Below are 19,792 nucleotides of genomic sequence, written 5' to 3'. Positions count from 1 at the left end.
CCGGGGAAAAGGCAGGTTAGATGGTCGCCATGCTCCATCTGCGCCTGATCACACCGTCCGAGAAGACGGACGAAGTGGTGCTGCTGATCGAGAAGACGGTCGGCGCCACCCACCTCGTCGTACTCCCGGACGCCGCCCGCAACCCCGCCGGGGACGTCGTCATGTGCGACGTGGCACGGGAGGCGGGCGACGAACTGCTCGCCGGTCTGCGGGAGCTGGGCATCGACACCAGCGGCTCGATCGCCGTCGAGACCATCGACCTGTCACTGTCCGACCGGGCCGAGAAGGCCGAGGCCGACGCGCCCGGTGAGGGCGCGGACGCGGTCCTGTGGGAGCACCTGAGCGACGCGACGCACGAGGAGTCGACCCTCTCGGTCACCTACCTCGCGTTCCTCACGCTCGCCACGATGATCGCGGCGTGCGGTGTGGTGCTGGACAACGCGATCCTGATCGTGGGCGCCATGGCGGTGGGCCCGGAGTTCGGCCCTCTCGCCGGCATCTGCACCGCGATCGTCCAGCGCCGCCCCCGGCTGGCCCTGCGCTCGACGAACGCCCTGCTGGTCGGCTTCGCGGTGGCCATGACGCTGACCGTCGGCTTCAGCCTCTTCATGGACGCGGTCGACCTGTTCAGCGAGCAACAGCTCAAGGCCGACCGCCCCAACACGGGCTTCATCTACGCCCCCGACTGGTTCTCCTTCGTCGTGGCGGTCCTGGCCGGAATCGCCGGCACGCTCTCCCTGACCTCGGCCAAGTCCGGCGCCCTGGTGGGAGTGGCCATCTCGGTCACCACGGTCCCAGCCGCCGCGAACGCCGCCGTAGCCCTCAGCTACGGCGACACGAAGCAGACCTGGGGTTCCACGGAACAGCTCCTGCTGAACCTGCTGGCCATCACCATCGCCGGCACAGCAACACTGCTGACCCAGAAATGGCTCTGGTCCAAACAACGGAAACGGGCGAACGTCCTCTAGGGGCAGCGTCCCCAGGGGCGCGGGGCTCTGCTGATATGCGGCTCCGCCGCGTGGGCGCGACAAGCCACGCCCGTAGGGGCGCGGGGAACTGCGCGACAAGCCACACACAACCGTCAGTCCGCAACGAACAGCAGCCCCCACCCCACCCCCGCACAGGCCACCTACCCCAACGCGGACTTCACGACATCAGCCAACCGCCCAGCCACAGACCGAGCCTGCTCGATATCAGCCGCCTCCACCATCACCCGCACCAACGGCTCGGTCCCGGAGGGCCGAAGCAGCACCCGCCCGGTGGCTCCGAGCTCCCGCTCCGCGTCAGCGACAGCAGACGCCAGCTCCGAGGACGTCCCCACCCGGGACCTGTCCACGTCCGGCACGTTGATCAGCACCTGCGGCAGCCGCTCCATGACAGAGGCCAGCTCCCGCAGCGAACGCCCGGTCCCGGCGACCCGAGCCGCCAGCATCAGCCCCGTCAGCGTCCCATCCCCGGTCGTCGCGTGGTCGAGGATGATCACGTGCCCGGACTGCTCGCCCCCGAGGGCGAACCCGTGCTCCTTCATCTCCTCCAGCACGTACCGGTCACCCACCGCCGTCTGCACGAGCCGGATGCCCTCGCGCTCCATGGCGAGCTTGAACCCGAGGTTGGACATCACGGTGGCCACGACCGTGTCGGCCCGCAGCGCGGAGCGTTCCCGCATCGCCAGCGCGAGCACGGCGAGGATCTGGTCGCCGTCCACCTCCGCGCCGGTGTGGTCGACGGCGAGACACCGGTCGGCGTCCCCGTCGTGCGCGATGCCCAGGTCGGCGCCGTGCTCGGCGACGGCGGCCTTGATCTTGTCCAGGTGGGTCGAGCCGCAGCCGTCGTTGATGTTGAGCCCGTCCGGCTCCGCGCCGATCGTGACGACGTCGGCCCCGGCCCGCTGGAACGCCTCCGGCGAGACCCGGGCGGCGGCGCCGTGCGCCTCGTCGAGGACGACCTTCAGCCCGTCGAGCCGGTTCGGCAGCACACCCAGCAGATGCTCGACGTAGCGGTCGAAGCCCTCGTCGTACTCCCGCACGCGGCCCACGCCGGCGCCGGTCGGCCGGTCCCACGGGGCACCGGTGCGGTGCTCCTCGTAGACGGACTCGATCCGGTCCTCCAGCTCGTCGGCGAGCTTGTGCCCACCGCGGGCGAAGAACTTGATGCCGTTGTCGGGCATGGCGTTGTGGCTCGCGGAGAGCATCACACCGAGGTCGGCTCCGAGCGAGCCGGTCAGGTACGCCACCGCGGGCGTCGGCAGCACGCCGACCCGCAGGACGTCCACGCCGGCGCTGGCGAGGCCCGCGACCACGGCGGCCTCCAGGAACTCCCCGGACGCGCGCGGGTCACGCCCGACGACCGCGGTCGGCCGGTGCCCCTCGAAGGTGCCCGCCTCGGCCAGTACGTGCGCCGCGGCGACGGAGAGGCCCAGCGCCATCTCCGCCGTCAGGTCCGCGTTGGCCACACCGCGCACACCGTCCGTGCCGAAGAGTCGTCCCACTGTGGTCCTCCGAATTGCTGAAGAGAGTGCGGCTCACTCCCCAAGTACATGCCCTGAGACTGTCAGGGACCTGTAGGGGTTGTGTAAACGAACCGCCCCGGCGGCACAGTCCGTGCCGCCGGGGCGATCGTTGCGAAGCCAGTCGCAAGGACGGGCGACGCGATTAGCGCTTGCTGTACTGCGGGGCCTTGCGGGCCTTCTTCAGACCGGCCTTCTTGCGCTCGACCGCACGGTCGTCGCGCTTGAGGAAGCCGGCCTTCTTCAGCGGGCCGCGGTTGTTGTCGACGTCCGCCTCGTTCAGCGCACGGGCGACACCGAGACGGAGCGCACCGGCCTGACCGGAGACACCGCCACCGGAGATGCGGGCGACGACGTCGTAGCGGTCGTCGAGCTCGAGCACCTTGAAGGGCTCGTTGACTTCCTGCTGGTGCACCTTGTTCGGGAAGTAGTCCTCGAGGGTGCGACCGTTGATCTTCCACTTGCCGGTGCCCGGGACGATCCGGACACGGGCGATGGCGTTCTTGCGACGGCCCAGGCCGGCGGCCGGCTGGGGCTCGCCGAAGCGGGAGGCCATGGACTCGGAGGTGTACTCGCCCTCGACGGGGACGTCCGACTCCGTGGTGTAGCTGTCGATGTCAAGCTCTTCGAGCGGCTGCTCGGCAGTGGTCTCGGCCACGATTCTCCTCAGATTCTGTTCAGTCTTAGGGGGTGGCCGGACTTACTGCGCGACCTGGGTGATCTCGTACGGCTGCGGCTGCTGCGCGCCGTGCGGGTGCTGGTCACCCTTGTAGACCTTCAGCTTCGAGAGCATCTGACGGCCCAGGGAGTTCTTGGGGAGCATGCCCTTGACGGCCTTCTCGACGGCCTTCTCGGGGTTCTTGTCCAGCAGCTCGTCGTAACGGACGGAGCGCAGACCACCCGGGTAGCCGGAGTGGCGGTACGCCATCTTCTGGGTCCGCTTGTTGCCGGAGAGGTGCACCTTGTCCGCGTTGATGATGATGACGAAGTCACCAGCGTCGACGTGGGGGGCGTAGATCGGCTTGTGCTTGCCCCGGAGAAGGGTCGCTGCGGTGGTGGCGAGACGACCCAGGACGACGTCCTGAGCGTCGATGACGTGCCACTGGCGCGTCACATCGCCGGGCTTGGGGCTGTACGTACGCACGGTTCGTAGCCTTCGCTTCGAGTGAATGGTCCATAACTGGTCACCGAAACGATCACGACAGCCTGGACCGCACTGCGGCGACGCATACCGCGTACGTGGGGTCGCTGGTCATCGGCCCGGTGGACCGGTGTAAGGGCCCGTCCCGTGAGAATGAGCAAGCCAATACACAACGAACAAGCAGAATACCGGGGCTCAGCACAAGGGTCAAAACGCGGGTCACCGCCGACGGCCGGCCACGGACACGCACAGGGCGGCACAGAGCGTCACGGCCCTCCGCAGCGTCCGCCGCCGGACAGGCCGCACATACGGAAACACCGAGGAGAGCAGCACGTCGACGACCACCCCGGCGCACAACCGCAGCACGGACCGGCGGCCACCGCGCGGACGGCGGTAGGCCCGCAGCGCCCCGGCGGCGACAGTGAGACCGACCGACGGCCATGACCACAGACACACCACCAGCCCCACGACCACCAGTGCCCGGGCCACCACGCACGCCACCGGCAGACACCGGCTCACGAGTCGCCCCAACCACCCGGAGATGTCGCCTTTGCCCGTCCGCATGGGAGGAACGCTAGGGGCTCCGGGGCCGATCCAGGCGGACCAGCACACCCCATGTCCCGTCTAAGATGCGCCCCATGAGCTTTGGGCAGGGGGGACCTGAGTCCCAGTGGGATCCCTGGAAACCGCAGTCGCAGCAGCCCTGGAACAGCGGGGGCGGCCAGTCCCCTGACTGGGCGGCGCTCGCCGAGGCGTCCGAGAGCCGCAACAAGCGACGGCGGCTGCTGCTGGTCGGCGGCGGCGCGCTCGCCACCGTCGCGATCGGCGCCGCGGTCGCGGTGGCCGTGGTCTCGGCGGGCGGCGACAACCAGGCGAACCAGCCGACCTCCCAGGTGCCCTCGGCCGACATCCCGAGCGAGTCCGCCTCGGCCCCCTCGTTCGCCCCGACCAGTGCCCCTCCCCCGCTGGACCCGAAGGACTTCATCGCCAGCGCGAAGAAGGACACGGCCCCGCTCAGCCCGGACACCCTCTTCCCCGGCACCCAGCTCACCATGGGCGACACGGTGTACAAGAAGGGCCCGACCGCTGACACGAGGAACTGCGCCTCGGCGTCGGGAGGCACCCTCCCCAAGATCCTCACCTCGAACGACTGCACCCGTCTGATACGCGTCACCTACTCCAGGGACGGCATCGCGGTGACGGTCGGCGTGGCGGTCTTCGACACCCAGGCGCAGGCCGCCAAGGCCAAGGGCCAGACCACCAAGAAGAGCTTCGTGAAGTCGCTCTCCGGCGGCGGGGTGAAGGGCTTCTGCGAATCCGGGTTCTGCCGCACGACCAGCAACTCCTATGGTCGCTACGCCTACTTCACCAACGCCGGCTTCACCAACGGCAAGGACGTGACGACGAAGGACACCGACGTGTTCGCCACGGGTGACAACCTTCAGCTGTTCACGTTCCGACAGATCCACCGGCGCGGCGAGGCCCAGGCGTCGGCCGCCGCCGACGAGTAGGCGCCGGCAGCACCCGCTAGCAGCACCCCGCCGACGGCAGCGACCGCTTGTTCCGCGCCTCCTTGTTGCGCGCGGCGAGCAGCTCGTCGGCCGGGTAGCCGACCTCCTCCAGCGTCAGCCCGTGCGGCCGTACGACGTGCACGGCCGAGTCCCGTACGCCGGCCGCCAGCACCTTCCCGGGCCAGTCCGGCGGCCGGTGCCCGTCACCCACGAACAGCAGCGCCCCGATCAGGGAGCGCACCATGTTGTGGCAGAAGGCGTCGGCCCGCACGGTCGCCGTGATGATCCCGTCCTCGCCCTTGACGAGGCTGAGCTCCTGCAGCGTACGGATCGTGGTCGCGCCCTCCCGCTTCTTGCAGTAGGCGGCGAAGTCGTGCTCGCCGAGCAGCCGCCGGGCGGCCTCGTTCATGGCGTCGACGTCGAGCGGCCAGTCGTGCCACAGCACGTGGTTGCGCAGCAGCGGGTCGACGCCCCCGGGGTTGTCGGTGACGCGATAGGCGTACCGCCGCCAGACGGCCGAGAACCGCGCGTTGAAGCCGCTGGGCGCCTCCCTGAGGGCCCAGACGCGGACGTCCCGGGGCAGCCGCCCGGCGAGCCGCTTGAGCAGCTTCTGGTGGTGCTCGGCCCAGACCTCCCTCGGCAGGTCGACATGCGCGACCTGCCCCCGCGCGTGCACGCCGGCGTCGGTGCGCCCGGCCACGGTCAGCTCGTACGTCTCCTTCGACCGCGTCACGGTCCGCAGGGCGTCCTCGATCTCCCCCTGCACGGTCCGCCGTCCCCCGGCCTGCTTGGCCCACCCGGAGAACTCGCTCCCGTCGTACGACAGATCGAGCCGGACCCGGACGTGGCCAGGTGCTGCTTCATCACTCACGTACAGATCCTCTCAGAACACAAAAGGCGGGCCCGCTCCAGAAAGGAACGGGCCCGCCAACGCCCTTCAGGGGCGCGGGGAACTGCGCGAACAACCACGACGAAGCCGCAGCCGCCGACGATCAGCCCCCGGCAGACGCTTACGCGTCCTTGGACTCCTCGGCGTCCTCGGCCTTGGTCGTGTCGACCTGAGCCTCGGCGGCCTCGGTGTCCTTGGCGGCACGCTTGGTCGCGGCCTCGGCCTCGCCGGTCGCCTCCTGCGCCACCGTCAGCGCCTCGACCAGCTCGATGACGGCCATGGGCGCGTTGTCGCCACGGCGGTTACCGATCTTGGTGATGCGGGTGTAGCCACCCGGACGGTTCTCGTAGCGCGGGCCGATCTCGGTGAAGAGCGTGTGGACGATGCTCTTGTCCGTGATGACCTGGAGCACCTGACGGCGGTTGTGAAGGTCGCCCTTCTTCGCCTTGGTGACCAGACGCTCGGCGTAGGGACGCAGGCGGCGAGCCTTCGCCTCGGTGGTGGTGATGCGGCCGTGCTCGAAGAGCGACTTCGCGAGGTTCGCGAGCATCAGCTTCTCGTGCGCGGCGCTGCCGCCCAGACGGGCACCCTTGGTGGGCTTCGGCATGGTGTTTCTCCTAGGTGTCTGCCCCGGCCGTATCAGGTACCGAGGTCAGTATCTGAGCAGACGGTTGTCTGTCAGAGATCCGGGCGTCCTTTCAGACGCCCGGAAGGATCCGCGCCCCGTAAGGGGCGCGGGGAACTGCGCGATCAGCCACATCGATCCCGCAGCCAGGAACCGGAAGTCGGTCCCGAGCTATCAGTACTGCTCGGTCTCGACGAACCCGGCGTCCGCGTCGTCGTCCGCCCCGAAGGCGTCCGCGGCGGCGGTCGGGTCGAATCCGGGCGGGCTGTCCTTCAGGGCCAGGCCCATGCCGGCCAGCTTCGCCTTGACCTCGTCGATCGACTTCGCACCGAAGTTGCGGATGTCGAGCAGGTCCGCCTCGGAGCGGGCGACGAGCTCACCCACGGAGTGGATGCCCTCGCGCTTGAGGCAGTTGTACGACCGAACGGTGAGCTCCAGCTCCTCGATCGGCAGCGCCAGATCGGCGGCGAGCGCGGCGTCCGTCGGGGACGGACCCATGTCGATGCCCTCGGCGTCGATGTTCAGCTCGCGGGCGAGACCGAACAGCTCGACCAGGGTCTTACCGGCGGAGGCCATGGCGTCACGCGGACGCATCGCCTGCTTGGTCTCGACGTCGACGATCAGCTTGTCGAAGTCGGTCCGCTGCTCGACACGCGTGGCCTCGACCTTGTACGTGACCTTGAGCACCGGCGAGTAGATCGAGTCGACCGGGATCCGGCCGATCTCCTGGCCGACCTGCTTGTTCTGCACGGCGGAGACGTAGCCACGGCCACGCTCGACCGTCAGCTCCATCTCGAGCTTGCCCTTGCCGTTGAGCGTGGCGAGGACGAGGTCGGGGTTGTGCACCTCGACACCGGCCGGGGGCGCGATGTCGGCGGCGGTGACCAGACCCGGGCCCTGCTTGCGCAGGTACATCACGACCGGCTCGTCGTGCTCCGAGGAGACGACCAGCTGCTTGATGTTGAGGATCAGGTCGGTGACGTCCTCCTTGACGCCCGGCACGGTGGTGAACTCGTGCAGGACACCGTCGATGCGGATGGACGTGACCGCCGCACCCGGGATCGAGGAGAGGAGGGTCCGGCGCAGGGAGTTGCCGAGGGTGTAACCGAAGCCCGGCTCCAGCGGCTCGATCACGAACCGGGAGCGGAACTCGTCGACGACCTCTTCGGTCAACGAGGGACGCTGAGCGATCAGCATGTGTGGATCAGATCCTTCAGTCGGGGGCGCCCGCTATTTGACGCCCGACTTGAACCGTCCCCGACAGAAAGGGACGGGTACTGCAAGGGTACGGGCGATACGACCCGAAGGAGTCGTACCGCCCGACTTTTACATGTGGGGGGCAACCCCCACACCCCCGGCCGGAAGGACCGGAGGCACAGCGAGCCCCGAAAGCGCTGGCGTCAGACGCGGCGGCGCTTCGGCGGACGGCAGCCGTTGTGCGGGGTCGGGGTGACGTCCTGGATGGAGCCGACCTCGAGGCCCGTGGCCTGCAGGGAGCGGATCGCGGTCTCACGACCGGAGCCCGGGCCCTTGACGAACACGTCGACCTTGCGCATGCCGTGCTCCTGGGCGCGGCGGGCAGCCGACTCGGCGGCCATCTGCGCGGCGAACGGCGTGGACTTCCGGGAGCCCTTGAAGCCGACGTGGCCGGCGGAGGCCCAGGAGATCACGTTGCCGGACGGGTCCGTGATCGAGACGATCGTGTTGTTGAACGTGCTCTTGATGTGCGCGTGGCCGTGAGCGACGTTCTTCTTTTCCTTGCGGCGCACCTTCTTGGCAGCGCCCTGACGACCCTTGGGGGGCATCTATAACTCCTACGGGAGGTGGTCGGTCCTGCAGCGAAGACCGCTGACGAGCGTCCGCTGAGGACTACTTCTTGCCCGGCTTCTTCTTACCGGCGATGGCGCGACGCGGGCCCTTGCGGGTGCGGGCGTTGGTGCTGGTGCGCTGACCGCGGACGGGCAGACCGCGGCGGTGACGCAGACCCTGGTAGGTACCGATCTCGACCTTGCGGCGGATGTCGGCCTGGATCTCGCGACGGAGGTCACCCTCGGTCTTGATGTTGTTGTCGACGAACTCGCGGATCGCGACCAGCTGCTCCTCGGAGAGGTCACGAACACGGGTGTTCGGGTCCACGCCGGTGGCGGCCAGCGTCTGCTGGGACAGAGTCCGGCCGATGCCGAACACGTAGGTGAGGGCGATCTCCACGCGCTTGTCGCGCGGGATGTCAACACCGGAAACGCGTGCCATTCAATGGCTCCAGTTACTTGTCGGAGGTCTTCCGCAGAACCGGCCCCCAGCCGCCGTACGAGGTACGAACTGGGTCCCCGGCCTCCGAACCGGGGGTGTCAAGCCGTGCCGGCTTGGGTCCTGCGTATGAACATATTCAGCTCGCGTCGCTCGAATCTCTGCGAGAGGTGCAGAGGGATCGGTCGTGCGTCAGCCCTGGCGCTGCTTGTGGCGCGGGTTGTCGCAGATGACCATGACCCGACCGTGACGGCGGATCACCCTGCACTTGTCGCAGATCTTCTTGACGCTCGGCTTGACCTTCATTAGGTGAGGTTCTCCGGGTCAGTGCCACCACCCCGCCGGAAGCGGGATGCGGGCAAGATCTACTTGTAGCGGTAGACGATCCGGCCACGCGTGAGGTCGTACGGAGACAGCTCCACCACGACCCGGTCGTCAGGGAGGATGCGGATGTAGTGCATACGCATCTTGCCGCTGATGTGTGCCAGGACCTGGTGGCCGTTCTGGAGCTCGACCTTGAACATGGCGTTCGGCAGAGACTCGACGACAGTGCCCTCGATCTCGATGGCACCTTGCTTCTTGGCCACGCTTCGCCCTTCGAATCGACTACCTTGATCGACCCTCTGTGAGCGCATGGAGACATGCGGGTACACAAGAGCCGACGAGTCAGTCTACGTCAGGCCCCTCAGAAACACGAATCGAGGAAGCCTGCCCCGGCAGAGACAGCTTTAAGCGCCCCCGAAGGGGCGCGGGGCTGTGTCGACATGCGGCTCCGCCGCGTGGGCGCGAACAACCCCCACGCCGCCGCAGCCGCCGATGATCAGAACCGTGCACCCAGGCGGGCGCTCAGCCCAGCGGGTCAGGAGCCGCGACGACACCCAGCTCGGCGAGCTTCGCCTTCCCCCCGTCGGGAGCCGTCAGCACGAGCGGCCCCTCCTCCGTCAGCGCGACGGAGTGCTCCCAGTGGGACGACCACGTGCCGTCCGTCGTGATGACGGTCCAGTCGTCCTGGAGGACCTCCGTCTTGGGCGTCCCCAGGGACACCATCGGCTCGATCGCGAGGCAGAACCCCGGCACCAGCTTCGGACCCTTGCCGCGCCGCCGGTCGACGTAGTTCAGCAGGTGCGGGTCCATGTGCATCTCGGTGCCGATGCCGTGGCCGCCGTAGTCCTCGATGATCCCGTACTTGCCGCCGCCCGGCTTGGGCTGGCGGCGGATGTACGTCTCGATGGCCCGGGAGACGTCGACCAGCCGGTTGCCCTGCTTCATGGCCGCGATGCCGGCCCACATCGACTCCTCGGTCACCCGGGAGAGCTCGACCAGCTCCGGGGCGTGGCCGGAGCCCACGAAGGCCGTGAAGGCGGCGTCGCCGTGCCAGCCGTCGATGATCGCGCCGCAGTCGATGGAGATGATGTCCCCGTCCTTGAGGACCACCTCGTCGGACGGGATGCCGTGGACGACGACCTCGTTCACGGACGTGCAGATCGTCGCCGGGAAGCCGCCGTACCCGAGGAAGTTCGGCTTGGCGTCGTGCTCGGCCAGCACCTTGCGGGCGACCTGGTCCAGATCCTTCGTCGTGGCCCCGGGTACGGCGGCCTCGCGGGTCGCCGCGTGAATGGCGGCGACGACCAGTCCCGCCTCACGCATCTTGGCGATCTGCTCGGGGGTCTTGATCTGCACCATGGGGGCTACGGCCTTTCTGGACCTTCAGCGGACACGAACGCCTTCAACGATACGGGGCCCGCGCGACCGGCCCCGCCCACACAGCAGCCGCGGCCCCCGAGCGGGGAACCGCGGCCGTAGCTGAGCACGAACGACTACTTGCCGTCCTCGCCACGCTTGAGCGCCTCCATGGCGCGCGTCGTGACGTCCTCCACCTTGCCGAGCGCCGAGATCGTGACCACCAGGCCCTGCGCCTTGTAGTAGTCGATGATCGGCTCGGTCTGGGTGTGGTAGACCTCCAGCCGCGTCCGGACCGTCTCCTCGGAGTCGTCGTCCCGCTGGTACAGCTCACCGCCGCAGACGTCGCAGACGCCTTCCTTCGCGGGCTGCTTGTACGTCACGTGGAAGACGTGCGCGGAGTCGTTGCGGCAGATGCGCCGGCCGGCGATGCGCTTGACGACCTCGTCCTCCGGGACCTCCAGGTCCAGCACCGCGTCGAGCTGCATGTTCTCGGTCTCGAGCAGCTCGTCGAGCGCCTCGGCCTGGGAGACGTTACGGGGGAAGCCGTCCAGCAGGAAACCGTTCTCGGCGTCCGGCTGCTCCATGCGGTCCTTCGCCATCGCGATGGTGACCTCGTCGGGCACGAGATTGCCCGCGTCCATGTAGGACTTCGCCAGTTTGCCGAGTTCCGTCTGCTGGCTGATGTTGGCCCGGAACAGGTCGCCCGTGGAGATGTGCGGGATCGACAGGTTCTTGGCCAGGAACGCGGCCTGCGTTCCCTTACCGGCACCCGGCGGCCCGACGAGGACGATACGCATCAGCGGAGGAACCCTTCGTAATTGCGCTGCTGGAGCTGGCTCTCGATCTGCTTCACCGTCTCGAGACCCACACCCACGATGATCAGGATGCTGGTCCCGCCGAACGGGAAGTTCTGGTTTGCCCCGAAACCAACCAACGCCATCGTCGGTACGAGAGCGATCAGACCCAAGTACAGCGAACCCGGCCAGGTGATCCGGTTGAGTACGTAGCTCAGGTACTCAGCGGTCGGTCGGCCAGCCCGGATGCCCGGGATGAAGCCACCATACTTCTTCATGTTGTCGGCGACTTCCTCGGGGTTGAAGGAGATCGCCACATAGAAGAACGCGAAGAAAACGATCAGCAGGAAGTACGAAGCGATGTAATACGGGTGGTCGCCCTTGACGAAGTGTTGCTCGATCCAGGTCTTCCAGCCCGAGTTGCCCCCGGCGAACTGTGCGACCAGGGCCGGGATGTAGAGCAGCGACGAGGCGAAGATGACGGGGATCACACCCGCCTGGTTCACCTTCAGCGGGATGTACGTGGACGTACCGCCGTAGGAGCGGCGGCCGATCATCCGCTTGGCGTACTGCACCGGGATGCGGCGCTGGGCCTGCTCGACGAAGACGACCAGGCCGACCATGACGAGGCCGACCAGGATGACGGTGCCGAACTCGATCCAGCCGCCGGCCAGCGAGCCCTGCTCCTTGATCGCCCACAGGGCGGACGGGAAGGTGGCGGCGATCGAGATGAACATCAGGATCGACATGCCGTTGCCGATGCCGCGGTCGGTGATGAGCTCGCCGAGCCACATCACGGCCGCCGTACCGGCGGTCATCGTGATGACCATGGTGATGGTGACGAAGATCGACTGGTCAGGAACGATCTGGCTGGCCACCGGGCAGCCCTGGAACAGGGCGCCGCTGCGGGCGGTGGCGACGAGGCCGGTGCCCTGGAGGATGGCGAGGGCGATCGTCAGGTAACGGGTGTACTGCGTGATCTTCGCCGTACCGGCCTGGCCCTCCTTCTTCAGGGCTTCCAGGCGCGGGATCACCACGGTCAGCAGCTGCAGAATGATGCTCGCCGTGATGTACGGCATGATGCCCAGCGCGAAGATCGTGATCTGCAGCAGGGCGCCGCCGCTGAACATGTTGACCAGACCGAACAGGCCCGTGTTGGCCTGGGCCGCGTCGATGCAGGTCTGGACGTTCCGGTAGTCGACGCCGGGGATCGGGATGTGTGTACCGACCCGGTAGACCACGATGATGCCGAGCGTGAAGAGCAGCTTCTTGCGCAGGTCGGGCGTCTTGAACGCCCGGGCGAACGCGGTGAGCACGGTGCCTCCTGCGACCCCCGCGCTACTGCGTCAAGGGTGACGGTCTTGAGGTTCGACGAATAGGTAACGGTCAACTGCCGCTCAGAGTGCCCGATGTGCAGCACCCTGTGAAAAGAGGGCAGTCCAAGCCACCTTACCGGCGAGACTGCCGCCCTAGGAACGACCAACCGGGGATACCCCAAATGTGGGGTATCCCCGGTCGGGATCGCTCAGGTCATCGAGACGCCTGTGGTGTTCAGACGAGCTCGGTGACGGAACCGCCGGCGGCGGTGATCTTCTCCTTGGCGGAGCCGGAGACGGCGTCGACCGTCACCTGCAGCGCCACGGAGACCTCGCCCTGGCCGAGGACCTTGACGAGCGCGTTCTTGCGAACGGCACCCTTGGCCACCAGACCCTCGACGGTGACCTCGCCACCCTCGGGGTAGAGCGCGGCCAGCTTGTCGAGGTTCACGACCTGGTACTCGGTCTTGAACGGGTTCTTGAAGCCCTTCAGCTTCGGGAGGCGCATGTGGAGGGGCATCTGGCCACCCTCGAAGCGCTCCGGAACCTGGTAACGGGCCTTGGTGCCCTTCGTACCACGACCGGCCGTCTTACCCTTCGACGCCTCACCACGACCGACACGGGTCTTGGCGGTCTTGGCGCCCGGGGCGGGACGGAGGTTGTGGATCTTGAGCGGGTTCTGCTCCGCCATGATCAGTCGACCTCCTCGACCGTCACGAGGTGGCGGACGGTGTGCACCATGCCGCGGAACTCGGGGCGGTCCTCCTTGACGACCTGCGTGTTGATGCCCTTGAGACCAAGGGAGCGCAGGGTGTCACGGTGGTTCTGCTTGCTGCCGATGTAGGACTTGACCTGCGTAATCTTGAGCTGCGCCATGATTACGCACCCGCCCCGGCACGCGCACGGAGAAGAGCCGCGGGGGCGACGTCCTCGAGGGGCAGACCACGGCGAGCCGCGATCTCCTCGGGACGCTGCAGACCCTTCAGGGCCGCCACGGTCGCGTGCACGATGTTGATCGCGTTGTCGGAGCCGAGCGACTTCGACAGCACGTCGTGGATACCGGCGCACTCGAGCACGGCACGCACCGGACCACCGGCGATAACACCGGTACCGGGCGACGCGGGCTTCAGGAGCACGACGCCGGCAGCCTTCTCACCCTGGATGGGGTGCGGGATGGTGCCCTGGATGCGGGGGACCTTGAAGAAGTGCTTCTTGGCCTCCTCAACACCCTTGGCGATGGCGGCCGGCACCTCCTTGGCCTTGCCGTATCCGACACCCACGGTGCCGTCACCGTCGCCCACCACGACCAGCGCGGTGAAGCTGAAGCGACGACCACCCTTCACAACCTTGGCGACGCGGTTGATCGCGACGACGCGCTCAACGTACGCGGTCTTCTCGGCGGCAGCTGCGCCGCCGTCACGGCCCTTCCGGTCCCGCCGCTCGCCGCCACCGGCACCGCCACCGCGGCGCTGGGGTCCAGCCATTGGAATTACCTCTCTCTGTCTCCGCTAGCTACGGAACCAGGACTCAGAACTTGAGTCCGGCCTCGCGGGCGGCGTCCGCCAGAGCGGCGATGCGCCCGGCGTACTGGTTACCACCACGGTCGAACACGACGGCCTCGACACCGGCGGCCTTGGCACGCTCGGCGACCAGGGCGCCGACCTGCTTGGCCTGCGCCGACTTGTCGCCCTCGCCACCGCGGATCGAGCTGTCCAGGGTGGACGCCGACGCAAGGGTGTGACCCTTGATGTCGTCGATCACCTGGGCCACGATGTGGCGGTTCGAGCGGGTGACGACCAGGCGCGGACGCTCCGCCGTTCCGTTGATGTGCTTACGGATCCGGATGTGGCGGCGCTTGATCGCGGCGCGCTTGTAGGCATCGCCCTTAAGGATCTTCTGCCCGTATGCCATGGCTTACTTACCCGCCTTTCCGACCTTGCGTCGGATGACTTCGCCCTCGTACTTGACGCCCTTGGCCTTGTACGGGTCGGGCTTGCGCAGCTTGCGGATGTTGGCCGCAACCTCGCCGACCTTCTGCTTGTCGATGCCCTCGACCGAGAAACGGGTCGGGGACTCCACCTTGAAGGTGATGCCCTCGGGGGCCTCGACCAGGATCGGGTGGCTGTAGCCCAGGGAGAACTCCAGGTTGGAGCCCTTGGCCACGACACGGTAACCGACACCGCTGATTTCGAGCTTCTTGACGTATCCCTGGGTCACACCGGTGATCATGTTCGCCACCAGCGTGCGGGACAGGCCGTGCAGGGCCTTGCTCTGCCGCTCGTCGTTGGGCCGGAGCACCTGAAGGGTGCCGTCCTCGGCCTTGGCGATGTCGATCGGCGCGATGACGGTGTGGGTCAGTTCGCCCTTGGGGCCCTTGACCGCGACCGTACGGCCGTCGATGGTGACGTCCACGCCGGCGGGAACCGGGATGGGGAGCTTGCCGATACGCGACATTGCTGTCTCTCCTCCGTTCCCGAACTACCAGACGTAGGCGAGGACTTCCCCACCCACGCCCTTCTTCTGCGCCTGCTTGTCGGTCAGGAGACCGTGGGACGTGGAGATGATGGCCACGCCCAGGCCGCCCAGAACCTTCGGCAGGTTGGTGGACTTCGCGTACACCCGGAGACCGGGCTTGGAGATCCGCTTGATGCCCGCGATGGAGCGCTCACGGTTGGGGCCGAACTTCAGCTCCAGGACGAGGTTCTTGCCGACCTCGGCGTCCTCGACCTTCCAGCCCGTGATGAAGCCCTCCTGCTGGAGGATCTCCGCGATGTGCGACTTGATCTTCGAGTGCGGCATCGCCACGGAGTCGTGGTACGCCGAGTTCGCGTTCCGCAGACGCGTCAGCATGTCTGCGATCGGATCAGTCATGGTCATGAATTGGCCTTCGGCCTCTCTCGCCGGGGTTTCCTGGTGCGCCATCCCTCTCCCCGATCCGAGACGGGACGGGTGCGGCGCGGTGGACCTACGGCGTAGTAAGTCGTAAGGGCGGCGGCAGACGCCCAACCCCACAAGCCTAAAGCATGTGAGCTGGACGTCCGGCCGCCCCAGATGCTTACCGAGAGCCCTGCTAATCCCTTATTTGGGGGATTACCAGGAGCTCTTGGTCACGCCCGGCAGCTCGCCACGGTGAGCCATCTCACGAAGGCACACGCGGCAGAGGCCGAACTTGCGGTACACGGAGTGCGGGCGGCCGCAGCGCTGGCAGCGCGTGTAGCCACGCACACCGAACTTGGGCTTGCGAGCAGCCTTGGCAATCAGAGCCTTCTTCGCCATCTCGCTCACGCCTCCTTGAACGGGAAGCCGAGGTGACGAAGGAGCGCGCGGCCCTCAGCGTCGTTGGTCGCCGTGGTCACCACGGTGATGTCCATACCCCGGGTACGGTCGATCTTGTCCTGGTCGATCTCGTGGAACATGACCTGCTCCGTGAGACCGAAGGTGTAGTTGCCACGGCCGTCGAACTGCTTGGGGGACAGGCCGCGGAAGTCGCGGATGCGCGGCAGCGCGAGCGACAGGGTGCGGTCCAGGAACTCCCACATGCGGTCGCCACGGAGCGTGACGTGGGCACCGATCGGCTGGCCCTCACGCAGCTTGAACTGCGCGATGGACTTGCGGGCCTTGGTGACGGCCGGCTTCTGACCGGTGATCGTGGTGAGGTCCTTGATGGCACCCTCGATCAGCTTGGAGTCGCGGGCGGCGTCGCCCACACCCATGTTGACCACGATCTTGACGAGACCGGGGATCTGCATGACGTTCTCGTACTTGAACTCGTCACGCAGCTTGCCCGTGATCTCCTCACGGTACTTCTGCTTCAAACGCGGGCTGGTGGTGGTCGTCATCAGATGTCCTCACCCGTCCGCTTGGCAACGCGGATCTTGTTGCCTTCGTCGTCGAAGCGGTAACCGACGCGGGTCACGACCTTGTTGCCGTCCTTCTCCACGACCAGCTGGACGTTGGAGACGTGGATCGGCGCCTCGGTGGTGACGATGCCGCCGGCCTGCGAACCGCGAGCCGTCGGACCGGCCTTGGTGTGCTTCTTGACCCGGTTGACACCCTCGACCAGGACGCGGTCCTCGCGGGGGAAGGCCGCGATGACCTTGCCCTGCTTGCCCTTGTCCTTACCGGTGATGACCTGAACCAGGTCGCCCTTCTTGATCTTCATGCTCACAGCACCTCCGGCGCGAGGGAGATGATCTTCATGAACTTCTTCTCGCGCAGCTCCCGGCCGACCGGGCCGAAGATACGGGTGCCACGAGGGTCGCCGTCGTTCTTCAGAATGACGGCGGCGTTCTCGTCGAAGCGGATGTACGAGCCGTCCGGACGGCGGCGCTCCTTGACGGTGCGAACGATGACCGCCTTGATGACGTCACCCTTCTTCACGTTGCCGCCGGGGATCGCGTCCTTGACGGTGGCGACGATGACGTCACCGATACCCGCGTAGCGGCGACCGGAGCCACCGAGCACACGGATGCAGAGGATCTCCTTCGCACCCGTGTTGTCGGCGACACGCAGTCGCGACTCCTGCTGGATCACGTCTATCTCCTGGTTGTCTGCCGGTTCCCGGGGCGGAGTCACACTTACACACGTGACCCCGCCCCGAGCCTGGCGGAACTATTCCTAGGGGGTCCCCCTAGGAGGGATTACTTGGCCTTCTCGAGGATCTCGACGACGCGCCAGCGCTTCGTCGCGGACAGCGGCCGGGTCTCCATGAGGAGGACACGGTCGCCGACACCCGCGGCGTTCTGCTCGTCGTGCGCCTTGAGCTTGTTGGTACGGCGGATGACCTTGCCGTACAGCGCGTGCTTGACGCGGTCCTCGACGGCGACGACGACGGTCTTGTCCATCTTGTCGCTGACGACGAGACCCTCGCGGGTCTTGCGGAAGCCGCGGGCCTCTGCAGTCTGCTCAGTCACGTTGCTCTCACTCATCAGGCGCTCTCCACCGTCTCGATGCCCAGCTCGCGCTCACGCATCAGGGTGTAGATCCGCGCGATGTCCTTACGGACGGCCTTGAGCCGGCCGTGGTTCTCGAGCTGGCCCGTCGCCGCCTGGAAGCGGAGGTTGAACAGCTCTTCCTTGGCCTCGCGGAGCTTCGCGAGAAGCTCCTCGTTGCCCAGCTCGCGCAGCTCGGACGCCTTGGTACCGGCCGACATCACGCTTCACCTGCCTCGCGCTTGACGATCTTGCACTTCATCGGCAGCTTGTGAGCCGCACGGGTCAGGGCCTCGCGCGCGATCTTCTCGTTGGGGTACGACAGCTCGAACATCACGCGTCCGGGCTTGACGTTGGCGATCCACCACTCCGGAGAACCCTTACCGGAACCCATGCGGGTCTCGGCGGGCTTCTTCGTGAGGGGACGGTCCGGGTAGATGTTGATCCAGACCTTGCCGCCACGCTTGATGTGACGCGTCATGGCGATACGAGCTGCCTCGATCTGCCGGTTCGTCACGTAAGCCGGGGTCAGGGCCTGAATGCCGTACTCGCCGAACGCAACCTGCGTGCCGCCCTTGGACATGCCGTTGCGCTTGGGGTGGTGCTGCTTGCGGTGCTTGACCCTACGGGGGATCAGCATGTCGGTCAGGCCTCCGTTCCGGTGCTCTCAGCCGGAGCGGCGGACGCGGGAGCCTCGGCCTTGGGGGCCTCGGATCCAGCGGCCTGCTGCGGCTTGCGACCGCGCCGCTCGCCACCGCGGCCACCACGGGCCGGGCGGTCGGCACCGCCGCGGGCCGGGCGGTTACCCGCACGGGCAGCGGCGTTCTCGGCGCGGACCTCGGCGATGTTCTTGACGTCGCCCTTGTAGATCCAGACCTTCACACCGATGCGGCCGAAGGTCGTCTTGGCCTCGAAGAAGCCGTAGTCCACGTTCGCGCGGAGCGTGTGCAGGGGCACACGGCCCTCGCGGTAGAACTCCGAGCGGGACATCTCGGCGCCACCGAGGCGGCCACCGCACTGGATCTTGATGCCCTTGGCGCCGGCCTTCATCGTGCCCTGCATGCTCTTGCGCATGGCGCGACGGAAGGAGACGCGGGAGGAGAGCTGCTCGGCGACGGCCTGGGCAACCAGCTGAGCGTCGGTCTCGGGGCTCTTGACCTCGAGGATGTTCAGCTGGACCTGCTTGCCCGTGAGCTTCTCGAGGTCACCGCGGATGCGGTCGGCCTCGGCGCCACGGCGGCCGATGACGATGCCCGGACGAGCGGTGTGGATGTCCACACGCACGCGGTCACGGGTGCGCTCGATCTCGACCTTGGAGATGCCGGCGCGCTCCATGCCGGACGTCATCATCCGACGGATGGCGACGTCTTCCTTGACGTAGTCCTTGTACAGCTTGTCGGCGTACCAACGCGACTTGAAGTCGGTCGTGACACCGAGCCGGAACCCGTGCGGGTTTACCTTCTGGCCCATTACCGGGTTCCTTCCTTGCTGCTGACGACCACGGTGATGTGGCTGGTCCGCTTGCGGATCCGGTAGGCACGGCCCTGGGCGCGCGGACGGAACCGCTTCAGGGTCGGGCCCTCGTCGACGTAGGCCTCGGAGATGTAGAGGCTGTCGACATCGGTGTGGTCGTAGTTGTGCGCGGCGTTGGCGATGGCGCTGTCCAGCACCTTGCCGACCGGCTGGCTCGCGGCCTGCGGGGCGAAACGCAGGACCGCCTGAGCCTCCGTGGCGTTCAGGCCACGGATGAGGTCCACCACGCGGCGGGCCTTCATGGGCGTGACGCGGATGTACCGCGCCTGGGCCCTGGCTTCCATGGTTGTCCTTCCAGTGTCTGTCATGGTCATTCCACCCCGCGCTTAGCGGCGCTTCGACTTCCGGTCGTCCTTGACGTGACCCCGGAAGGTGCGCGTCGGCGAGAACTCGCCGAGCTTGTGGCCGACCATCGACTCGGTGACAAACACCGGAATGTGGGTCTTGCCGTTGTGCACCGCGAGCGTGTGGCCGAGCATGGCCGGCACGATCATGGAGCGACGGGACCAGGTCTTGATGACGTTCTTGGTGCCGGCTTCGTTCTGGGCGTCCACCTTCTTGATCAGGTGGTCGTCGACGAAGGGCCCCTTCTTCAAGCTACGAGGCATCTCAACCC

At 67.2% G+C, this 19,792-nt stretch carries 32 protein-coding genes; 2 read left to right on the top strand and 30 right to left on the bottom strand.

Annotation, left to right across the window (positions count from 1 at the left end; genetic code table 11):
• Window positions 1-29 precede the first annotated feature (29 nt).
• The gene (locus SSQG_RS23770; protein ID WP_003992383.1) at window positions 30-968 is read left to right on the top strand and encodes a DUF389 domain-containing protein; all 939 of its coding nucleotides are present in this window, start codon (window positions 30-32) and stop codon (window positions 966-968) included.
• Between the two features lie 161 nt (window positions 969-1,129).
• Here SSQG_RS23770 and glmM read toward each other — a convergent pair whose 3' ends face one another.
• The 4 genes from glmM to SSQG_RS23750 form a co-directional block, all read right to left on the bottom strand.
• Window positions 1,130-2,488, bottom strand: a complete 1,359-nt coding sequence (gene glmM, locus SSQG_RS23765) for a phosphoglucosamine mutase (protein ID WP_003992382.1) — start codon at window positions 2,486-2,488, stop codon at window positions 1,130-1,132.
• 163 nt (window positions 2,489-2,651) lie between these two features.
• Entirely contained in the window at window positions 2,652-3,164 is a 513-nt protein-coding gene (rpsI, locus tag SSQG_RS23760) for a 30S ribosomal protein S9 (protein ID WP_003992381.1), read from the bottom strand.
• A gap of 42 nt (window positions 3,165-3,206) precedes the next feature.
• A complete protein-coding gene (rplM, locus tag SSQG_RS23755) occupies window positions 3,207-3,650 on the bottom strand; it encodes a 50S ribosomal protein L13 (RefSeq protein WP_003992380.1) in 444 nt (147 codons plus the stop codon).
• 216 nt (window positions 3,651-3,866) lie between these two features.
• Window positions 3,867-4,211 (bottom strand): hypothetical protein, encoded by a 345-nt coding sequence (locus tag SSQG_RS23750; protein ID WP_003992379.1) that lies wholly within the window; start codon window positions 4,209-4,211, stop codon window positions 3,867-3,869.
• A 74-nt stretch (window positions 4,212-4,285) separates the two neighbouring features.
• Here SSQG_RS23750 and SSQG_RS23745 point away from each other — a divergent pair, with 74 nt between their 5' ends.
• Window positions 4,286-5,158, top strand: coding sequence for a membrane protein (locus tag SSQG_RS23745; RefSeq protein ID WP_039933499.1), 873 nt, complete (start codon window positions 4,286-4,288; stop codon window positions 5,156-5,158).
• Between the two features lie 16 nt (window positions 5,159-5,174).
• Here SSQG_RS23745 and truA read toward each other — a convergent pair whose 3' ends face one another.
• The 26 genes from truA to rpsS all read right to left on the bottom strand — a co-directional run bounded on the left by truA (window position 5,175) and on the right by rpsS (window position 19,784).
• Window positions 5,175-6,029, bottom strand: coding sequence for a tRNA pseudouridine(38-40) synthase TruA (truA, locus tag SSQG_RS23740; RefSeq protein ID WP_003992377.1), 855 nt, complete (start codon window positions 6,027-6,029; stop codon window positions 5,175-5,177).
• A 139-nt stretch (window positions 6,030-6,168) separates the two neighbouring features.
• Entirely contained in the window at window positions 6,169-6,654 is a 486-nt protein-coding gene (rplQ, locus tag SSQG_RS23735) for a 50S ribosomal protein L17 (protein WP_003992376.1), read from the bottom strand.
• A 192-nt stretch (window positions 6,655-6,846) separates the two neighbouring features.
• Window positions 6,847-7,869 (bottom strand): DNA-directed RNA polymerase subunit alpha, encoded by a 1,023-nt coding sequence (locus SSQG_RS23730; protein ID WP_003966937.1) that lies wholly within the window; start codon window positions 7,867-7,869, stop codon window positions 6,847-6,849.
• A gap of 203 nt (window positions 7,870-8,072) precedes the next feature.
• Window positions 8,073-8,477 carry a 30S ribosomal protein S11 gene (rpsK, locus tag SSQG_RS23725; RefSeq protein ID WP_003956432.1) on the bottom strand — a complete coding sequence of 135 codons (405 nt, stop codon included), beginning with the start codon at window positions 8,475-8,477 and terminating at the stop codon, window positions 8,073-8,075.
• A gap of 64 nt (window positions 8,478-8,541) precedes the next feature.
• Window positions 8,542-8,922 (bottom strand): 30S ribosomal protein S13, encoded by a 381-nt coding sequence (gene rpsM / locus SSQG_RS23720; RefSeq protein ID WP_003992375.1) that lies wholly within the window; start codon window positions 8,920-8,922, stop codon window positions 8,542-8,544.
• A 189-nt stretch (window positions 8,923-9,111) separates the two neighbouring features.
• Window positions 9,112-9,225: a 50S ribosomal protein L36 gene (gene rpmJ, locus SSQG_RS23715; protein WP_003974245.1), complete on the bottom strand. Its 114-nt coding sequence runs from the start codon at window positions 9,223-9,225 to the stop codon at window positions 9,112-9,114.
• A gap of 59 nt (window positions 9,226-9,284) precedes the next feature.
• Window positions 9,285-9,506 carry a translation initiation factor IF-1 gene (infA, locus tag SSQG_RS23710; RefSeq protein ID WP_003948620.1) on the bottom strand — a complete coding sequence of 74 codons (222 nt, stop codon included), beginning with the start codon at window positions 9,504-9,506 and terminating at the stop codon, window positions 9,285-9,287.
• Window positions 9,507-9,765: 259 nt separating this feature from the next.
• Window positions 9,766-10,602, bottom strand: a complete 837-nt coding sequence (gene map / locus SSQG_RS23705) for a type I methionyl aminopeptidase (protein ID WP_003992374.1) — start codon at window positions 10,600-10,602, stop codon at window positions 9,766-9,768.
• Between the two features lie 134 nt (window positions 10,603-10,736).
• On the bottom strand, window positions 10,737-11,399 hold the full coding sequence (locus tag SSQG_RS23700; protein WP_003992373.1) for an adenylate kinase: 663 nt from the start codon (window positions 11,397-11,399) through the stop codon (window positions 10,737-10,739).
• The gene (gene secY / locus SSQG_RS23695) at window positions 11,399-12,712 is read right to left on the bottom strand and encodes a preprotein translocase subunit SecY (RefSeq protein WP_003992372.1); all 1,314 of its coding nucleotides are present in this window, start codon (window positions 12,710-12,712) and stop codon (window positions 11,399-11,401) included. The genes SSQG_RS23700 and secY overlap by 1 nt, the downstream gene beginning before the upstream one ends.
• Before the next feature lie 235 nt (window positions 12,713-12,947).
• On the bottom strand, window positions 12,948-13,403 hold the full coding sequence (rplO, locus tag SSQG_RS23690; RefSeq protein ID WP_003992371.1) for a 50S ribosomal protein L15: 456 nt from the start codon (window positions 13,401-13,403) through the stop codon (window positions 12,948-12,950).
• 2 nt (window positions 13,404-13,405) lie between these two features.
• On the bottom strand, window positions 13,406-13,588 hold the full coding sequence (gene rpmD / locus SSQG_RS23685; protein WP_003974250.1) for a 50S ribosomal protein L30: 183 nt from the start codon (window positions 13,586-13,588) through the stop codon (window positions 13,406-13,408).
• A gap of 2 nt (window positions 13,589-13,590) precedes the next feature.
• On the bottom strand, window positions 13,591-14,196 hold the full coding sequence (gene rpsE, locus SSQG_RS23680; protein ID WP_003992370.1) for a 30S ribosomal protein S5: 606 nt from the start codon (window positions 14,194-14,196) through the stop codon (window positions 13,591-13,593).
• A gap of 43 nt (window positions 14,197-14,239) precedes the next feature.
• On the bottom strand, window positions 14,240-14,623 hold the full coding sequence (gene rplR / locus SSQG_RS23675; RefSeq protein ID WP_003992369.1) for a 50S ribosomal protein L18: 384 nt from the start codon (window positions 14,621-14,623) through the stop codon (window positions 14,240-14,242).
• Between the two features lie 3 nt (window positions 14,624-14,626).
• The gene (gene rplF, locus SSQG_RS23670) at window positions 14,627-15,166 is read right to left on the bottom strand and encodes a 50S ribosomal protein L6 (protein ID WP_003992368.1); all 540 of its coding nucleotides are present in this window, start codon (window positions 15,164-15,166) and stop codon (window positions 14,627-14,629) included.
• 24 nt (window positions 15,167-15,190) lie between these two features.
• Window positions 15,191-15,589: a 30S ribosomal protein S8 gene (gene rpsH, locus SSQG_RS23665; RefSeq protein ID WP_003992367.1), complete on the bottom strand. Its 399-nt coding sequence runs from the start codon at window positions 15,587-15,589 to the stop codon at window positions 15,191-15,193.
• A 213-nt stretch (window positions 15,590-15,802) separates the two neighbouring features.
• Window positions 15,803-15,988, bottom strand: a complete 186-nt coding sequence (locus SSQG_RS23660) for a type Z 30S ribosomal protein S14 (RefSeq protein ID WP_003948630.1) — start codon at window positions 15,986-15,988, stop codon at window positions 15,803-15,805.
• A 5-nt stretch (window positions 15,989-15,993) separates the two neighbouring features.
• Window positions 15,994-16,551 carry a 50S ribosomal protein L5 gene (rplE, locus tag SSQG_RS23655; RefSeq protein ID WP_003992366.1) on the bottom strand — a complete coding sequence of 186 codons (558 nt, stop codon included), beginning with the start codon at window positions 16,549-16,551 and terminating at the stop codon, window positions 15,994-15,996.
• Window positions 16,551-16,874, bottom strand: a complete 324-nt coding sequence (gene rplX / locus SSQG_RS23650) for a 50S ribosomal protein L24 (protein ID WP_003992365.1) — start codon at window positions 16,872-16,874, stop codon at window positions 16,551-16,553. Before rplX ends, rplE begins: the two co-directional genes overlap by 1 nt.
• Window positions 16,875-16,876: 2 nt before the next feature.
• Entirely contained in the window at window positions 16,877-17,245 is a 369-nt protein-coding gene (gene rplN / locus SSQG_RS23645) for a 50S ribosomal protein L14 (RefSeq protein ID WP_003992364.1), read from the bottom strand.
• Between the two features lie 107 nt (window positions 17,246-17,352).
• A complete protein-coding gene (gene rpsQ / locus SSQG_RS23640) occupies window positions 17,353-17,640 on the bottom strand; it encodes a 30S ribosomal protein S17 (protein WP_003992363.1) in 288 nt (95 codons plus the stop codon).
• Entirely contained in the window at window positions 17,640-17,864 is a 225-nt protein-coding gene (gene rpmC / locus SSQG_RS23635; RefSeq protein ID WP_003974259.1) for a 50S ribosomal protein L29, read from the bottom strand. The genes rpsQ and rpmC overlap by 1 nt, the downstream gene beginning before the upstream one ends.
• Window positions 17,864-18,283, bottom strand: a complete 420-nt coding sequence (gene rplP, locus SSQG_RS23630) for a 50S ribosomal protein L16 (RefSeq protein ID WP_003992362.1) — start codon at window positions 18,281-18,283, stop codon at window positions 17,864-17,866. Before rplP ends, rpmC begins: the two co-directional genes overlap by 1 nt.
• A gap of 5 nt (window positions 18,284-18,288) precedes the next feature.
• A complete protein-coding gene (gene rpsC, locus SSQG_RS23625) occupies window positions 18,289-19,113 on the bottom strand; it encodes a 30S ribosomal protein S3 (RefSeq protein WP_003992361.1) in 825 nt (274 codons plus the stop codon).
• Window positions 19,113-19,460: a 50S ribosomal protein L22 gene (gene rplV / locus SSQG_RS23620; protein WP_003992360.1), complete on the bottom strand. Its 348-nt coding sequence runs from the start codon at window positions 19,458-19,460 to the stop codon at window positions 19,113-19,115. The genes rpsC and rplV overlap by 1 nt, the downstream gene beginning before the upstream one ends.
• Window positions 19,461-19,502: 42 nt before the next feature.
• Complete coding sequence (rpsS, locus tag SSQG_RS23615; protein WP_003992359.1) at window positions 19,503-19,784, bottom strand: 30S ribosomal protein S19; 282 nt, start codon at window positions 19,782-19,784, stop codon at window positions 19,503-19,505.
• Between the last annotated feature and the right edge of the window lie 8 nt (window positions 19,785-19,792).

Origin of the sequence: Streptomyces viridochromogenes DSM 40736 (assembly GCF_000158955.1) — a bacterium.
GTDB lineage: Bacteria > Actinomycetota > Actinomycetes > Streptomycetales > Streptomycetaceae > Streptomyces > Streptomyces venetus.
The sequence above is the reverse complement of the archived record's forward strand: the minus strand, read 5'-3'. Positions and strand labels throughout refer to the sequence as shown.

Excerpts from the sequence above, each read along its gene's own strand:
- rpsK (WP_003956432.1), bottom strand. The coding sequence starts at position 8,477 with ATGCCCCCCAAGGGTCGTCAGGGCGCTGCCAAGAAGGTGCGCCGCAAG.
- SSQG_RS23745 (WP_039933499.1), top strand. The coding sequence starts at position 4,286 with ATGAGCTTTGGGCAGGGGGGACCTGAGTCCCAGTGGGATCCCTGGAAA.
- rpsC (WP_003992361.1), bottom strand. The coding sequence starts at position 19,113 with ATGGGCCAGAAGGTAAACCCGCACGGGTTCCGGCTCGGTGTCACGACC.
- rplO (WP_003992371.1), bottom strand. The coding sequence starts at position 13,403 with ATGGCGGAGCAGAACCCGCTCAAGATCCACAACCTCCGTCCCGCCCCG.
- SSQG_RS23730 (WP_003966937.1), bottom strand. The coding sequence starts at position 7,869 with ATGCTGATCGCTCAGCGTCCCTCGTTGACCGAAGAGGTCGTCGACGAG.
- SSQG_RS23660 (WP_003948630.1), bottom strand. The coding sequence starts at position 15,988 with ATGGCGAAGAAGGCTCTGATTGCCAAGGCTGCTCGCAAGCCCAAGTTC.
- map (WP_003992374.1), bottom strand. The coding sequence starts at position 10,602 with ATGGTGCAGATCAAGACCCCCGAGCAGATCGCCAAGATGCGTGAGGCG.
- rpsQ (WP_003992363.1), bottom strand. The coding sequence starts at position 17,640 with ATGAGTGAGAGCAACGTGACTGAGCAGACTGCAGAGGCCCGCGGCTTC.
- rplX (WP_003992365.1), bottom strand. The coding sequence starts at position 16,874 with ATGAAGATCAAGAAGGGCGACCTGGTTCAGGTCATCACCGGTAAGGAC.
- rplR (WP_003992369.1), bottom strand. The coding sequence starts at position 14,623 with ATGGCATACGGGCAGAAGATCCTTAAGGGCGATGCCTACAAGCGCGCC.
- rplP (WP_003992362.1), bottom strand. The coding sequence starts at position 18,283 with ATGCTGATCCCCCGTAGGGTCAAGCACCGCAAGCAGCACCACCCCAAG.
- rplQ (WP_003992376.1), bottom strand. The coding sequence starts at position 6,654 with ATGCCGAAGCCCACCAAGGGTGCCCGTCTGGGCGGCAGCGCCGCGCAC.
- rpsM (WP_003992375.1), bottom strand. The coding sequence starts at position 8,922 with ATGGCACGCGTTTCCGGTGTTGACATCCCGCGCGACAAGCGCGTGGAG.
- rpmC (WP_003974259.1), bottom strand. The coding sequence starts at position 17,864 with ATGTCGGCCGGTACCAAGGCGTCCGAGCTGCGCGAGCTGGGCAACGAG.
- rpmJ (WP_003974245.1), bottom strand. The coding sequence starts at position 9,225 with ATGAAGGTCAAGCCGAGCGTCAAGAAGATCTGCGACAAGTGCAGGGTG.
- SSQG_RS23770 (WP_003992383.1), top strand. The coding sequence starts at position 30 with ATGCTCCATCTGCGCCTGATCACACCGTCCGAGAAGACGGACGAAGTG.
- rplF (WP_003992368.1), bottom strand. The coding sequence starts at position 15,166 with ATGTCGCGTATCGGCAAGCTCCCCATCCCGGTTCCCGCCGGCGTGGAC.
- SSQG_RS23750 (WP_003992379.1), bottom strand. The coding sequence starts at position 4,211 with ATGCGGACGGGCAAAGGCGACATCTCCGGGTGGTTGGGGCGACTCGTG.
- rpsS (WP_003992359.1), bottom strand. The coding sequence starts at position 19,784 with ATGCCTCGTAGCTTGAAGAAGGGGCCCTTCGTCGACGACCACCTGATC.
- rplV (WP_003992360.1), bottom strand. The coding sequence starts at position 19,460 with ATGGAAGCCAGGGCCCAGGCGCGGTACATCCGCGTCACGCCCATGAAG.
- rpmD (WP_003974250.1), bottom strand. The coding sequence starts at position 13,588 with ATGGCGCAGCTCAAGATTACGCAGGTCAAGTCCTACATCGGCAGCAAG.
- rpsH (WP_003992367.1), bottom strand. The coding sequence starts at position 15,589 with ATGACCATGACTGATCCGATCGCAGACATGCTGACGCGTCTGCGGAAC.
- rpsE (WP_003992370.1), bottom strand. The coding sequence starts at position 14,196 with ATGGCTGGACCCCAGCGCCGCGGTGGCGGTGCCGGTGGCGGCGAGCGG.
- rplE (WP_003992366.1), bottom strand. The coding sequence starts at position 16,551 with ATGACGACCACCACCAGCCCGCGTTTGAAGCAGAAGTACCGTGAGGAG.
- SSQG_RS23700 (WP_003992373.1), bottom strand. The coding sequence starts at position 11,399 with ATGCGTATCGTCCTCGTCGGGCCGCCGGGTGCCGGTAAGGGAACGCAG.